This is a genomic window from Pseudoalteromonas sp. HL-AS1, from assembly GCF_031198785.1.
GTDB lineage: Bacteria > Pseudomonadota > Gammaproteobacteria > Enterobacterales > Alteromonadaceae > Pseudoalteromonas > Pseudoalteromonas distincta.
This window is the reverse complement of the sequence record NZ_CP133570.1, coordinates 573,954-589,222: the sequence shown is the minus strand read 5'-3', so window position 1 is coordinate 589,222 and position 15,269 is coordinate 573,954. Positions and strand designations below refer to the sequence as shown.

Sequence of the window (15,269 nt, the reverse complement as noted above, 5' to 3'; positions counted from 1 at the left end):
TAACGATTATTAAAAAAGAGCTTCGGCTCTTTTTTTGTTTTGCATAATGACGTATAAAATGTACATGGAGATTTAATATTAAAATTAAATTTAATTATTATTTAGTATTTTCCTATTATTAAATAAAATTATTTATGGATATAGCCTTAAAATGAAATTAGATAACCCGACTTCAAACTTAACCCATCAATTTGTAATTAACGACTATTTGCATCAGTTATTTGATGCGGTAAATGTTATTTCTGTTCAAGGTTATGACAATGAGCGTCGTGTTATTTATTGGAATGAAGGCAGTGAGCGACTTTATGGATATACCAAAGAAGAAGCCATAGGACAAAAAATAGAAGACCTTATAATTCCAGAGCCAATGTGTGAGTTAGTTATTAATGCGCATAGTGACTGGGTAGAAAAAGACATAGAAATTCCAGCATCTGAAATTATTTTACAAGACAAGAATGGAAATGATGTATCCGTTTTTTCTAGCCATGTTATGTTTACAAATCAATATAATACAAAGCAAATGTACTGTATTGATATTGATTTATCTGAGGTTAAAAAGGCACAAGCAGAGGCGTCATTTAATGAGCATATGCTAAAAACTATTTTTGGGGCAATTCCTGACTTATTTTTCTTGATGGAAAATGATGGAACTATTATTGAGTATCATGCCAGTAATGAGACCGACCTTTATACCAAGCCAAAGCTGTTTATTGGTAAAAAAATGGGGGATGTACTCCCTCGCGATGTAGCCAAAAAATTTGAAACTTATATCAGCCTCGTATTAGAAAAAGAGCAGATGATGAGCTTTAATTACGAGTTGACCTTGCCCCATGGGCTCGTTTATTTTGAAGCAAGAATAAATAAAATAACAGAACATAACCAGTTAATGGTTATTATTCGAGATATTACAGAACAGCATAAATCAGATGAACTAATTAGACATCAAGCGTATTACGATAGTTTAACTTCGCTTCCAAATCGTTTTTTAGCACTAGATCGTTTGTCGCAATTACTTATTGAAGCAAAAAGAAATAACGAAAAAGCTGCGGTACTGTTTTTAGATTTAGATGATTTTAAAAAAATAAATGATTCTTTAGGCCATGAAACAGGAGACAAACTTTTAATTGAATCAGCGCAAAGGCTACAAGATGCACTACGAAAAGAAGACACGGTAGGGCGCCTAGGTGGAGATGAGTTTATTGTATTATTACGAGGTATAACTGATCATCATGCTGCGCTAAAAATCACTGAAAAACTGCTCAACAATTTTAGGGCCCCTTTTAAAATTGAAGGCCGAGAACACATACTAACAGCAAGTATTGGTGTAGCCATATACCCAGAAAATGGTACAACCGTTGCTGATTTATTAAGAAACGCTGACACTGCAATGTATCAAGCAAAATCATATGGTCGTAATATTTATTCATTTTTTACTAAAAAGATGAATGTAATTATTCAGCGCCGACTCGTAATAGAAGAGCAGATGCGTGGCGCCCTTGAGCGTGACGAATTTGAGTTATACTACCAGCCCCAATTTGACGCCAAAAATAAACACATCATTGGTGCAGAAGCGTTATTACGTTGGCATAACCCTGTGCTAGGTAATGTAACACCCGATGAGTTTATACCTATTGCCGAAAATACAGGGTTAATTGTACCCATTGGCAAGTTTGTAATTAGCCAAGCATTAGATTTTTTAAACACATGGCAAAGTACTTGTAAACGAAAACAGCAATACACTATTGCCGTTAACTTATCACCTCGTCAATTTAGAGACGTGGGATTACTCAGCTTTATTCAAAACTCACTAAGTGAAGCAAACGTAAATCCCGAAAATTTAGAGCTTGAAATAACTGAGGGAGTATTGATGAGTTGCCACACTAATGTTGTTGATATATTGACTGAAATAACAGCATTAGGCATTAACTTATCAATGGATGACTTTGGTACGGGTTATTCGTCATTAAGTTATTTGAGGGAGTATCCGTTTAATGTACTCAAAATAGATAGAAGTTTTATTGATGGTATTGTACTAAACAATGAAGACCGTAATCTCGTAAAGGCAATTATTGCCATGTCGCACAGCTTAGGACTGACAGTGGTAGCCGAAGGTGTAGAAACAAAAGAGCAGCTTACTTTATTGAACAAATTAGGCTGTGATTTTATGCAAGGTTTTTACTTTAGTAAACCAATACCAGCAAAACAGTTTCTTGATTTTTCGATGAATTTTGATAAAAAGTAAGATTAAACACTCGATTGTAACAAATCATTGCACGGCTATTGACCTCATTAGCTACTGACGAGTAACCTGTTATAGAAACAAATAAAAAGGATTCTATAATGCGTTTAAAACCTCTTGTAGCTACATTAGCAGCCACATTTTCCTTATCACTTGCGAGTAGCGCCATAGCCGACGAAGGCATGTGGCAACCACACCAACTTCCAGAGTTAGAATCAATTTTAAAAGCCAAAGGGCTTGAAATTGATGTTGAATCTATTTCTAAATTAACCGAATTCCCAATGAATGCGGTAATTAGCCTAGGTGGCTGTACAGCATCGTTTGTATCGCCTAAGGGTTTAGTTGTGTCAAACCATCACTGTGTTTATGGCTCGGTGCAATATAATTCAACACCTGAAAACAACATATTAGAAAATGGCTTTTTAGCTAAAAGCCCTGCTGAGGACTTACCAGCAGCGCCGGGTTCACGCGTATACGTCACAGAAACAGTTACTAATGTGACTGACAAAGTTAGTAAAGGTATTAAAGAACTAAGCGGTAAAGCACGCTACGACGCAATAGTAAAAAACGAAAAAGCGCTAGTAGCCCAGTGTGAAGCCGACGAAAGCTACCGTTGTAATGTGTACTCGTTTCATGGTGGTTTAGAGTTTTACCTAATTAAGTCACTTGAAATTAAAGACGTACGTTTATCTTACGCACCAGCTATGGGCGTAGGTAAATACGGTGGCGATATAGATAACTGGATGTGGCCGCGCCACACAGGCGACTTTGGTTTTTACCGTGCTTATGTAGGCAAAGATGGAAAACCAGCTGAGTACAGCGAAGACAACGTACCTTACGTACCTGACTCTTACCTAAAAGTAAGTGCCAAAGGCGTGCAAGAAGGCGACTTTGTAATGGTTACAGGCTACCCAGGGCGAACTAACCGCTACCGTATAGCAACAGAGGTAGATAACGTATTTAACGACAGCTACCCTAAAGCACGTGTTCATAACTCAAAATACGTGTCGCTTATTGAAGAAAACTCAGAAGACGGCAGTAAAGCGCGTATTGCTTACGAAAGCACCATTGCAGGTTATAACAACTATATTAAAAACTATGGTTCGATGATCGAAAGCTTCAAAAAAGGCACTATGCTTGAGCGCAAAAAACAGTTTGAGCAAGACCTAACACAATGGATCAATAGCGACAGTGAGCGTAAAGAGCAATACGGAAGCGTATTAGGTGAGCTATCTGATCTAATTGCGCAATCACAAGAGCACAGTGAACGCGACCGAATGTTAGGTTATGTACATCGCTCACAAATGATCAGCACAGCACGACGTTTATACCGCCTAGCTTACGAAAAACAGAAGCCAAATAGCGAACGTGAATCTGGTTATCAAGAACGTGACTTACCTCGCATTAAAGCAGGGCTTGAGCGCATGACGCGCCGTTATGATAGCAAAGTAGATAAAGCTATTTTACTGCACTTTTTAGAGCTGTATGCAGCACTTCCTAAAGAAGAGCGTTTTAGCGAGGTTGATGACGTATTTAAAGTACAAAATGGGTTTGATAAAGCAACCCAAAGCGCGTTACTTGATAGCATGTATGAACAGTCAAGACTTGATAATGCCACTGTTCGTAGTTCATTGTTTGAGCAATCGTTTAGCCAGCTAAATCAAAGCCAAGACCCATTTGTGCAGTACGCTAAAGCCATATTTAAAGTAATGAAAGCAGAGGAAGATAAATCAAAAGCACTTGCAGGTAAATTACAAGCAGCTCGCCCAGAGCTAATGAGCGCAATCATTGCGTTTAACAAAGCTCAAAACAAACCTGTATACGCCGATGCCAACAGCACACTACGAGTAACCTATGGCACCGTAGGCGGCTACTCACCTCAAGATGGCTTGGTAGCAACACCGTTTACATCGCTTGAAGGATTACTCGCTAAAAACACTGATGTTGACCCATTTAATGCACCCAAAAAGTTACAAGAGCAAATTAAAGCCAAGCTTTACGGTGATTACACGGGCGGCATGAATACAGTACCAGTAAACTTTTTATCAAATGTAGACACTACCGGTGGTAACTCAGGTTCGCCAACACTTAACGGCAAAGCAGAGCTTGTTGGCTTACTGTTCGACGGTGTTTACGAAAGTATTATTGGTGACTGGGATTACAACCCTGAGCTTAATCGCTCAATCCATGTTGATTCACGCTACATGCTGTGGGTAATGGATAAAGTAGATAATGCACAAAACTTATTAGATGAAATGACAATCGTGAAATAGGTAAGGTGTTTGATTTGCTTATTTATGACTGGTAAGTGCCAGTGTAGGTCGAATAAGCAAAGCCCATCCGACACAGTAAAATACCTTACCAATTATTATCAACATTTTATGTTGTCGAGTGGCTGTAGAGTGCCATTTCCGGACGTTCGTAACCATAGTCACTTATGTGGACTCCCATTTATCAACAACTATTTTAACTAAATAAATTCGCTTTCTTATGTACGAGTTCTAAATGAGGCGCTACCTCGACTCCAAGATAATTTCGCGTGTTAGAGCACTCTTCTTGTTAACGAGCTTTCCGCTCTTGTTACTATACTGTGTCGTCTAACATGTTGTTAATTTAGCTAAAGCTGATGTTTGATTTTTTTATAATAAAACAGCTTTATATTCTGTTTTATTATTGATTAAAGAAAAAGCGGTTCTAACCGTTTTATTGGCTAATGCGACTGCTGCACACTTTTTTCCTCGTCGTTCTATTAACGCTTTAAGCCAGCGCTCTTTACTTGTTTTTGGCTCTCGCTTAACAACTTGTTGGATGACAGCCATTGCACCTGTAATCAGTAAACTACGTAATGTTGTATTTCGACGCCGACTTATTCTACCTAAACTTACTTTACCACCAGAGCTGTGCTGAGTCGGTGTCAAACCTATACAAGCAGCGGCATCTTTGCCCGCTTTAAACCTGGCTAATTCACCCGACGACAAATTAATAAAAAGATGAATGGCATTTAAAATCCCACCCCCTTCTAGGCGCATTAGTTTTTTACAGCTTGGTGTTTCATCAACCCATTTAGCCAATGCTAAATCATAGGTTGCGATTGCTTCAGTTAACGTTAAATATAAATCCAATGATACTTTAAGCATTTTTCTAAATGCATCACAAAAACCATTTTCGGCATCTTCCAATGTATCTTGGATTGTACCTACAAACTGACTTATTGAGCGACCACTGCTTATATTAAATTCACGCAGTAAACCTGTGAGTTGATTTTTAAGCGCTACTTTTTGTTTAACACTGTGCTCTCTCAATTTGAGCATTGATTGAGCTTGCTGTTCATTAATTGATTTTGCAGTAATAAAGTGAACATCTGGTAACAGCGATGCTTGTAAAACAGCTAAAGCATCATTTTTATCTGTTTTTTGACTTTGACGAACAGACATAACTAATCGCGCAGATATTAGTAAGGAATTATGACCAAGTGAAGTTGCAAATTGATGCCAATAATTAGCACTCGCACAGGCCTCAAAAATAATCGTTGAAGGACTAAGCGATACCAAGTACTCACTAAATTGTTGCAGTGTCATCTCATTATTTGAGTGCACTTTATTATTTGTAGAACTACAAACTTGTATTAATTTATGAGCTAAATCGACACCAATTCTTAACTTATTCATAATTGAACTCCGAAAAATAATTTCTACTTAAGTGTAGAAGTTGGGAGTCCAATTATCTTGTTATGCTTTTTAGCCACCCAAATGCCTCTATTTTAATTCGCGCTTCAATACCTTGAATATCTAAATTCATGCAAGCCAATACTTCTGCGGCTGTTAACCATATAGAAAACTTCGGATTACTGGTTACAAAATCATGCCTAGTTATATGAGTTCCTTTATAAATCGCAGTTTCAACGACTCCGTGACCAGCCCATTTAACAAAAGCACTCGTTTGGTTTTTATCCATGTCGGTAATGTAGCCGGAAAAATTAAAATTTACATTTTCAATTTTGTGGGCTAACTGATTTCTTAAATTAGCTAGCTTAGTTAAAAAAATAGCTTGGTCTTTATGAAGAACTTCCATTTTTTCAAGAAGAACAATTTTCCCGTTGCGCGGATTAGCTTGTTCTAAAAAGGCTAATTCAGTTTCGATCTCAGGTGCTCTGAAACGAACTGCTAGTAAATGAGTTGTAGCAGCCTCGAATAAAGCACTAACCTTAATAATAAATGACCAATCATCTTCTTTTAATAAATCTCGATAAAAGTTTTTTGGTAAATTAAGTCGTGATTCGAAATCGGAAACATCGTTAAAAATATCACTCACCTAAATTTACTCCTTACACCAAGGTTTGAGAAAAGCATAACACCGCAAGCAACTGCAGCTGAAACGGAACTTGTGTTTGTGCGAAGCTTTTCCCGCACGAACACGAGTGGAGAGTAAGCTGTCAGATTGACTTGCCTTGTTAGACATCTGCTGTAAAGAAGTCTCTCGCTTTAGAGCCAACATACCATGTGATACCCTTGTTGGCAGAGAAACCTATAACGACACCAATACCAAAAGGTATAGCCTTTTCTAGGGCTTTGCGAGTAAAGGTAATACCAAGCTTTTTGAATATTTCTTTTACTGCCTGAAGTGTCGCTCCTTTGAGGTGTTACTGAACTAACTTCACGAAGGCTTTAGAACCCACAGTCTTACCCCCTTCTTTAGCTGCCTCGCTCATTGCTCCTAAGCCAGCAATTATGTAACAAAGCCTCTTTTCTTCCTCAATTAAAATGTCATGGCCATATACTGTAGCAATAGCCATCGTCATTTCAATTTGAAATTTCATACAAGCTACAGCATCAGCACTAGCGCCACCCCCAATTGCGATAGCAGTACCAATTCCCGGGATAACACCTGTAAGGGCAGTAGTGCCACCTGCAAATGCAGCGTAATAGCTGTAATTGGATATGATCTTTTCAGAAGCTAGTTTCTGAATCTCACTTTCAGATTTATTTGGTTTTGCTTTTTTGTACTTTTCCAAAACCTGAATGGATTCTTTTTTAATATCTTCAGGTTTAGCCAGAATAAACTCAACTGCCTTAAGCAGCCTTGGTTTATCTTCGACAATTTCCGTAGTCATTTATACCCCGATTTTTTAGTTGCCTAACAATTTAATCATAGGACTCTTTCCCTTTTTTAGCGCGAAAACGTCCTTATTTTATGAACTTACATTAATAGCAAATAGTGTAAGCTATTGCCAGCTATATTGAGCCAATATCAACGGCCACCAAAAACTCTGAGCTGCCTTTAACTTAAATCAAACCACCTCAACGTCCTTAAATATATTTCATGTGCATTTTATAACCAAGAAGTGCTAGGTTAGTGGTAAATTAATTGAAGGAAATAATTATGAAATTAGAGTCATTAGCACTGCACCACGGTTACGAATCTGAAGCTACGACCAAATCGGCAGCAGTGCCTATTTATCACACTTCTTCTTATACATTTGATAACACGCAGCATGGCGCTGATTTATTCGATTTAAAAGTACCTGGAAATATTTACACCCGCATAATGAACCCAACCAATGCCGTACTTGAACAACGTATTGCCGCGATGGAAGGGGGCATTGGTGGGCTGGCTGTTGCCTCTGGGATGGCTGCTATTACGTATGCTATTCAATGTTTGTGTGAAGTCGGTACTAATATTGTAAGCACCAGCCAAGTATATGGTGGGACGTATAACTTATTTGCACATACTCTACCTAGGCAAGGTATTGAAGCACGCATGATTAAGGCCGATGACTTTACCGCGTTCGAGAATGCAATTGACGACAACACCCGCGCTGTTTTTTGTGAATCTATTGGTAATCCGGCAGGTAATATTGTTGATATTGAACGTTTAGCACGTATTGCACACAGCAAAGGTGTGCCGCTTATTGTTGATAATACCGTGGCTACGCCGTATTTATGCCGCCCATTTGAGCTGGGCGCTGATATAGTGGTTCACTCACTGACAAAGTATATAAACGGGCACGGTACTGCCATTGGCGGCATGATTGTCGACTCAGGAAAATTTGATTGGAAAGCGAATGCTACGCGTTTTGCAATGATGAACGAGCCCGATCCGTCGTATCACAATGTGGTTTATACCGAAGCTTTTGCTGAAGCTGCATTTATCGGTCGCTGCAGAGTAGTGCCACTTAGAAATACTGGCGCAGCGCTTGCGCCTAAAAACGCATCTGACATTTTAATCGGCCTTGAAACCTTAGGTTTAAGAATGGATCGCCACTGCGAAAATGCACAGCAGTTAGCTGAGTATTTAGAAAATCATCCAAAAGTGCTTTGGGTTAATTACGCAGGGCTTAAATCAAGCCCGTATAACGAAATGAGTCAAAAAATTACCAGTGGTAAAGCATCGGGTATTTTAAGTTTTGGTATTGCTGGTGGCCTAGAAGCGGGTACTCGTTTTATTGATGCGCTAAACATGATTTTACGCTTAGTTAATATTGGCGATGCCAAGTCGCTTGCATGTCATCCAGCGTCAACCACACACCGCCAATTAAATGATGAAGAGCTTGCTAATGCGGGCGTAAGTCGCGATTTAATTCGTTTGTCGGTCGGTATTGAAAATATTGTAGATATAATTGCCGATGTAAGCCAAGCGCTCGATAAAGCTTAAAATTACATTAATTAGAAATGCTTGTTCAGCTTTACTGTAAATACAGTATTGTTTGTTAAAAAGGTTTAGGTTTTCTAAACCTTTTTAGCCATTCATTTAGCTACAGTTTAAATACAGGCGGTAGGCTAAATATTTATTACTTTAACCTAAATAAAATGGGCTAAAAGTAGTGATTTTTCACAATAGTTGGTATGTTACAAGTAACATTTTATTTAATTGTGTGTGATGAAAAAAAACAAACGTTCTTCTCTTCAAGATATTGCCGATGCGGTTGGTGTAACCAAAATGACGGTGAGTCGTTATTTACGTAATCCCGAAAAAGTATCAGAGTCTACTCGCACTAAAATTAGTGCAACTATTGATACGCTAGGTTACATTGCAAATAAAGCCCCTGATTTACTCTCTAATGCTAAAAGCTACTCTATTGGTGTACTAGTCCCATCGTTAACGAATCACGTGTTTGCTCAAGTTATAAAAGGCATTGAAGATGTGACAGGGCCTGCAGGATATCAAACAATGTTAGCCCATTATGGTTACAACCCTGAAATTGAAGAAAAACGGGTTGAGTATCTATTGTCGTATCACGTTGATGGTTTAATTTTATCAGAAACTACACACACAGACAGAACGCTAAAAATGATTGAAACGTCAGGCGTACCTGTGATTGAAATAATGGATACTCATCACTCTCCTATGCAGCAAGCGATTGGTTTTGATAACGTTAAAGCCGCTTTTGATATGACGACAGTACTTTTAAATAAAGGCTATCGCAATATTGTTTATATAGGTGCAAGGCTCGATGTACGAACACGCCTAAAATTTCAAGGTTATTCAGATGCTATGTTAGCTAAAGGCTTTACGCCTAAAAGTGTGATGACTGATCAAGCTTCATCTTATAGTTTAGGCGCTGAACTTTTACAAAAAGCGCGTACTGACTACCCAAATACTGACTGTTTGTTTTGTACTAATGATGATTTAGCGATTGGGGCTATTTTTGAATGCCAGCGAAACAACATTTTAGTGCCTAGCCAAATGGGGGTTGTGGGTTTTCATGGCCATGATATTGGCCAGGCAATGGTGCCTCAATTAGCAAGTGTGATCACCCCTCGTTATCAGATAGGTAATGTTGCGGGAAGAGAGTTGTTGAGCCGGATTAATTCCGATTTAGATACTAGCATTAATTATAAGCAAGTAATTGATTCTGGTTATATAGTTCATCTAGGTGAGAGTGTTTAAATACTCTAATTATATGAGCCTAATTACCTGAGCCTAAATAACAAAAGGCTCAGGTAATTTCTATATGTGTGATGATAAATCTACATACTGTAATTTTACAAAAACAGAGAAATAAGCATAGCGATAAGTGCGCCAACAGTACCAATAATGGTTTCCATTACTGTCCACGTTTTAAGAGTTTGCATTTCGCTCAAACCGAGATAGCGACTCGCTAACCAAAATCCTGAGTCGTTTACATGGGAGAGCACAATAGAGCCCCCACCAATAGCGATAGTGACAGCGGCAAGCTGCGCTCCATCAAGGCCTAAAGGCTGAAGCATTGGAATAATTAAGCCACACGCTGTAAGCATAGCTACTGTCGCAGAGCCTTGAATGACACGCACAGCGGCTGATAATACAAAAGCGAGTATTACAATCGGTAAGCCTGAGCCAGCTAAGTAATTACCTAGTGCAGTACCTACTCCTGAATCAACTAATACTTGTTTAAATACCCCACCGGCACCAGTGACAAGAATAATAATTCCTGCAGGTTGTAAGGCACTACCACAAATTTCCATGATTCTAGCATTCGGGACACCGCGCCTTGCGCCGAGCAAATAAAATGCCATTAGGCAGGCAACTAAAATTGCTGTAAATGGATGACCTATAAAGGCTAACCAATTATATAAATCAGAGTCTTTTTCAACAAAGCGGCTACCAATAGTATTTAAACTAATCATAATTAACGGCAGAGCAATTAAACCTAATGCTAATCCAAAACTAGGCGTCCCTTTACCAACTCTTTGGTTATCGTCGATTTGTTCGTGCTGTGGGAGTTCTACATGAATAGATTTAGAAATAATAGAGCCCCAAATTGGACCTCCTATAATCATTGCCGGTATGGCAGCAATAAGGCCAAATAAAATCATATAACCATAGTCAGCGCCTAATTGAGAGGCAACCAAAATCGGCCCTGGCGCAGGAATAAGAAACGCCTGACAAGATGCTATTCCCGCAAGTAGCCCAATACCAATTTTAACAACGCTACCACCGCCTTTTCGTACCACAGCAAAAACAATACCGATTAAAAGTACAACGGCCACATCAAAAAAGAGGGGGAGGGCACAAATAAAGCCCGTAAAGGTAAGCGCCCAATTAGCGTTTTTTTCTCCAAAACGGTGTAAAAGTGTGTGGGCAATGCGATCCAGCGCGCCGGTTTCTTCCATTACTTTGCCAAACATGGCGCCTAAAGCGACCACCACCGCTACAAAGCCTAGTGTTCCGGCCATTCCTTTTTGAATTGTAGCGGCAATTATTTCTGGGCTCATTCCTGAGAGTAATCCTGCAATCATAGAAACAAGGATCAAAGAGACGACAGCATGTAGTCGTACTTTCATTACTAAAAAAAGCAATAAAAATATGGAGCCTACCGCTGTTAGTATTAATGATAAATCTGACATTTTTCCCTACTTATATTCAGTGTGAATTATGATGTTTAGTGTGTGTTTAACTTCACTTTCGTATTTGTTACGGGTAACATGTTACCCGTAACTCAATATAATATATACATTGAAAATAATTAATTATTAAATTAAGGCGAGGGGAAATACATGAGTAACACAAATGTAGGTCGTATTTATATTGTAATGGGGGTTTCAAGCACAGGAAAGTCAAGTGTGGGTGATGCATTAGCAAAGCGCATTGGCGCTAAATTTATCGACGGAGACGACTTACATCCCAAGGCTAATATATTAAAAATGTCATCTGGGCAGCCTTTAAATGATGCTGATCGTGTGCCTTGGCTAGAAAGAATACGTGATGCTGCATTTAGCATTGAAAAGAAAAATGAAGTCGCGGTAATAGTATGCTCAGCATTAAAAAAGAAATACCGAGAACAAATATGTGATGGAAATACAGGCATTACCTTTTTACATCTTTTTGGTGATTTTGAGCTGGTTAAAAGCCGTATGCAGGACAGAAAAGGACATTTTATGCCTGTTGATTTACTCAAAAGCCAATTTGAAGCGCTAGAAGTTCCAAAAGAAGATGAGCCCAATGTTATAAATATAGATATTAATAGCTCATTTGAGCAAGTAGTCGAAAGCTGTATTAGCGCAACTAAATGAATAGCCACAACAAGTAAAAAGTTTTTAGTTAATCAATTAACTGTTACTTTTAACATTTAAAGGCTTTATTTGTTATGAGTTAGCGTCTGCTCGTGGTGTTTCTAAAATCGCTTTTTTTTCATCTTCAGATAATATTATCCAATCAAAAATTTCTTCGTTAGTACGCCCACAACCGGTGCAGTAACCGCTGCGCCTTTCGCATATTCCTAGGCAATCAGTTTTAAATTTAGATTGTTTTTTGTTTTGATTTAATTGGCGCATATTAAAGTCCTAGTGGTGGTGCAATTTCAAAGCGAGAAGAAAACCCGTTACCTTCTTGATTAGTAGCAAGTGTAATGACTGGGGTTTTAGTATCAAGTACAAAGGTGCTGTAAATTGAACTTGCTGTTTCTTTTTGGCTTTCCAACCAACCTGTTTTGGTTAAGCATTGGCGTAATTGCTTAGCCAGTTTTTGATGAGACTTTATTGTTTGCGTTTGTGTTTTAACAGGTGTTTGGCATTGGTAGCTTGCTTGCTCTGACTTATTTAAAGTAACCGTACAGTTTGCTCCAATCATATGAGCACTAGTACGCCATTGATTAGTAAACTGGTTATTTACTTTATCTGTTTTGATTGAATTAAAACCAGACTCATAACTGCTTATAAGGTTATTTATGGTGCTGCATTCGTCGGGTGTTACTGTGGTTTTTACAGACTGATTCGTTGTAGTAGTAGTGGTTGTTGTAGTTGTAGTCTGATTAGTTTTGCTGGTACAGCCCGCTAAAATAAACGCGACAATAGAAGGAATAATATAGTTTTTCATAGTTCACAGTAACCGATTAATTTAGCCACGCACTATATCACACGTGATTTACTGTAAAAATAAAAAGGCCCATATAAATATGAGCCTCTTTGTTAGTTGCAACTAATGCTATTTATGGCGACCTTGCAAGCATTTAACTACATCTCCAAGGGCTAAGCCTTGGCGTTGTAGTAATACTGTCAGGTGATAAATTAAATCAGCAGACTCGTTTGTCAGCTCATCGTTATCGTGTTTCATAGCGGCAAGAGCAACTTCTACGCCTTCTTCACCTACTTTTTGACAACTACGGCTTAAGTCTTTTGCAAATAATGACGCTGTGTAGCTTTTTGATGGGTCGTCGTTTTTACGCGCAACAATCACATCTTCTAACTGTGCTAAAAAGCTTAAACTTGGTTTTGCTTCATCACCAAAACAGCTTTGTGTGCCTAAGTGGCATGTTGGGCCTTCTGGGTTGGCAAGTACTAAAATTGAATCGTAGTCACAATCTGTATGCACAGATACTACGTTTAAGTAGTTTTCTGATGACTCGCCTTTAGTCCATAAACGCGATTTTGAACGCGAGTAAAACGTTACCTTATTGGTATCAAGCGTAACAGCGAGTGCTTCGCTGTTCATAAAGCCTTGCATTAAAATAACACCAGAGCGGGCATCTTGAATAATAGCAGGGATCATGTCACTTTTAGCGAAATCGACCTGAGCTTGGTTTTGTTGTGTTACTTGCATAATCTTGCTGCCACTTGGTTATCTATTAAAAATTGTTTTAGTTCGCTAATGTTAATCACATTTTTATGAAAAACGCTGGCGGCTAATGCACCATCTACTTTGCTTTGTTTAAATACATCAACAAAATCTTGCATACTACCCGCACCGCCAGAGGCGATTAAAGGAATGTCACACAGCTCGCGAATTTTACTTAGTTGCTCGTTGTCGTAACCGTTACGAACGCCATCTTGGTTCATACAGTTTAATACAATTTCGCCTGCGCCTAGGTCTTGTACGCGTTTAACCCATTCTTGTGTTTTATAGCGCGTACGGCTTGATGCATTAGGATCGCCGGTTAATTGGTAAACTAAATACTCGCCGGTAATTTCATCAAAAAAGCTATCAATACCTACAACAACACATTGCTTACCAAACTCATCGTGTAATTCTTTAATAAGTTCAGGACGCGCAATAGCAGGGCTGTTAATGCTGATTTTGTCTGCGCCGCGCTCAAGTACCCGCGCTGCATCAGCCACTGATTTAATACCGCCGGCTACACAAAATGGAATATCGATATTACGTGCAATGCTCTCTACCCAGTTTACATCAAGTAGGCGTTTTTCAACGCTTGCACTGATTTCGTAAAAAACCAGTTCATCGGCGCCAGCTTCGCTATAGGCTTTAGCCATTGTTAAAATGTCGCCAACTATTTCATGGCCTTTAAACTTAACACCTTTAACTACTTGGCCGTCTTTAACGTCTAAACACGGGATTATGCGTTTTGATAACATGCCAGTGCCTCCTCAACGCTAAATGCGCCATCAAGCAGAGATTTACCTAAAATAACGCCGCCCACACCGAGCTCTTTAAGCTTTTTAATGTCGTCAAGTGAGCTTACGCCCCCTGAGGCTTGCACTTTAATTGTGCTGTTGTGGCGAGTTAGGTCTTCGTAAAGCTCAAATGATGGGCCCGTCATGGTGCCATCTTTACTGATATCCGTGCATAAAAAATCAATAACACCTAAGTTCACATAAAAATCTACCAGCTCAAGTAAACCAAATTCAGATTCACTTAACCAACCGTGTGTTGCTGGTGCCCAGCCCGTGGCTGTTTTATTTACATCAAGAGCAATTACAAAATGCTCTGCGCCAAATTGCTCAATCCAGGCTTTTACTTGTTCGCGTTTTTCTACTGCCATTGAACCAATAACAACTTGGTTTGCACCGGCTTTTAGCCAATCACTTACATCTTGCTCTGAGCGAATACCGCCGCCCACTTGATACGGTACGTTAAGTGCTTTGGTCGCAGCTTGAATATGTTTCCACTGTTTTTTACTTGGATCGCGTGCACCTTCTAAATCAACAAGGTGTAGTTTACCCGCGCCGCTGTCGGCGTATTCTTTTAAACGCGCGCCAAGTTCGAAAGGGTAAAACTGTGCTGTGTCGTATTTACCTTGGTACAAGCGCACAATTTGATTTTGTAATACGTCTAATGCTGGAATAATCACAAATAATCTCTTTTTGTTAGTTAATGG

General features: G+C 39.0%; 14 protein-coding genes. 5 read left to right on the top strand and 9 right to left on the bottom strand.

The annotated features are described in order from the left end of the window. Window positions 1–151: 151 nt before the first annotated feature. Complete coding sequence (locus RB214_RS19515) at window positions 152–2,242, top strand: EAL domain-containing protein (RefSeq protein WP_309169198.1); 2,091 nt, start codon at window positions 152–154, stop codon at window positions 2,240–2,242. A 98-nt stretch (window positions 2,243–2,340) separates the two neighbouring features. Continuing rightward, window positions 2,341–4,512 carry a S46 family peptidase gene (locus RB214_RS19510; RefSeq protein ID WP_309169197.1) on the top strand — a complete coding sequence of 724 codons (2,172 nt, stop codon included), beginning with the start codon at window positions 2,341–2,343 and terminating at the stop codon, window positions 4,510–4,512. A gap of 366 nt (window positions 4,513–4,878) precedes the next feature. Here the strand turns inward: RB214_RS19510 and RB214_RS19505 are convergent, their stop codons facing one another. The 3 genes from RB214_RS19505 to RB214_RS19495 form a co-directional block, all read right to left on the bottom strand. Further along, complete coding sequence (locus tag RB214_RS19505) at window positions 4,879–5,907, bottom strand: IS110 family transposase (protein WP_309169196.1); 1,029 nt, start codon at window positions 5,905–5,907, stop codon at window positions 4,879–4,881. 52 nt (window positions 5,908–5,959) lie between these two features. Continuing rightward, window positions 5,960–6,550 (bottom strand): hypothetical protein, encoded by a 591-nt coding sequence (locus RB214_RS19500; protein WP_309169195.1) that lies wholly within the window; start codon window positions 6,548–6,550, stop codon window positions 5,960–5,962. A 328-nt stretch (window positions 6,551–6,878) separates the two neighbouring features. Beyond that, complete coding sequence (locus RB214_RS19495) at window positions 6,879–7,349, bottom strand: hypothetical protein (RefSeq protein WP_309169194.1); 471 nt, start codon at window positions 7,347–7,349, stop codon at window positions 6,879–6,881. Between the two features lie 269 nt (window positions 7,350–7,618). Here RB214_RS19495 and RB214_RS19490 point away from each other — a divergent pair, with 269 nt between their 5' ends. Together RB214_RS19490 and gntR are read left to right on the top strand one after the other, a co-directional pair. Further along, window positions 7,619–8,890 (top strand): aminotransferase class I/II-fold pyridoxal phosphate-dependent enzyme, encoded by a 1,272-nt coding sequence (locus tag RB214_RS19490; RefSeq protein WP_309169193.1) that lies wholly within the window; start codon window positions 7,619–7,621, stop codon window positions 8,888–8,890. A 225-nt stretch (window positions 8,891–9,115) separates the two neighbouring features. After that, window positions 9,116–10,126 (top strand): gluconate operon transcriptional repressor GntR, encoded by a 1,011-nt coding sequence (gntR, locus tag RB214_RS19485; protein WP_309169192.1) that lies wholly within the window; start codon window positions 9,116–9,118, stop codon window positions 10,124–10,126. 95 nt (window positions 10,127–10,221) lie between these two features. Here gntR and gntU read toward each other — a convergent pair whose 3' ends face one another. Continuing rightward, window positions 10,222–11,565, bottom strand: a complete 1,344-nt coding sequence (gntU, locus tag RB214_RS19480; protein WP_309169191.1) for a gluconate transporter — start codon at window positions 11,563–11,565, stop codon at window positions 10,222–10,224. Window positions 11,566–11,715: 150 nt separating this feature from the next. Between gntU and RB214_RS19475 the strand changes: the two genes are divergently transcribed. Beyond that, window positions 11,716–12,231, top strand: a complete 516-nt coding sequence (locus RB214_RS19475; RefSeq protein WP_309169190.1) for a gluconokinase — start codon at window positions 11,716–11,718, stop codon at window positions 12,229–12,231. Window positions 12,232–12,303: 72 nt separating this feature from the next. Here RB214_RS19475 and RB214_RS19470 read toward each other — a convergent pair whose 3' ends face one another. From RB214_RS19470 to RB214_RS19450, 5 genes are all read right to left on the bottom strand, one after another. After that, the gene (locus RB214_RS19470; protein ID WP_165723885.1) at window positions 12,304–12,492 is read right to left on the bottom strand and encodes a DUF1289 domain-containing protein; all 189 of its coding nucleotides are present in this window, start codon (window positions 12,490–12,492) and stop codon (window positions 12,304–12,306) included. Window position 12,493: 1 nt separating this feature from the next. Further along, the gene (locus RB214_RS19465; protein ID WP_165742634.1) at window positions 12,494–13,033 is read right to left on the bottom strand and encodes a hypothetical protein; all 540 of its coding nucleotides are present in this window, start codon (window positions 13,031–13,033) and stop codon (window positions 12,494–12,496) included. 108 nt (window positions 13,034–13,141) lie between these two features. Beyond that, entirely contained in the window at window positions 13,142–13,756 is a 615-nt protein-coding gene (gene hisIE, locus RB214_RS19460; RefSeq protein ID WP_309169189.1) for a bifunctional phosphoribosyl-AMP cyclohydrolase/phosphoribosyl-ATP diphosphatase HisIE, read from the bottom strand. Further along, window positions 13,747–14,526 carry an imidazole glycerol phosphate synthase subunit HisF gene (hisF, locus tag RB214_RS19455; RefSeq protein ID WP_309169188.1) on the bottom strand — a complete coding sequence of 260 codons (780 nt, stop codon included), beginning with the start codon at window positions 14,524–14,526 and terminating at the stop codon, window positions 13,747–13,749. Before hisF ends, hisIE begins: the two co-directional genes overlap by 10 nt. Next, window positions 14,508–15,242, bottom strand: a complete 735-nt coding sequence (locus tag RB214_RS19450) for a 1-(5-phosphoribosyl)-5-[(5-phosphoribosylamino)methylideneamino] imidazole-4-carboxamide isomerase (protein ID WP_197098907.1) — start codon at window positions 15,240–15,242, stop codon at window positions 14,508–14,510. Before RB214_RS19450 ends, hisF begins: the two co-directional genes overlap by 19 nt. Between the last annotated feature and the right edge of the window lie 27 nt (window positions 15,243–15,269).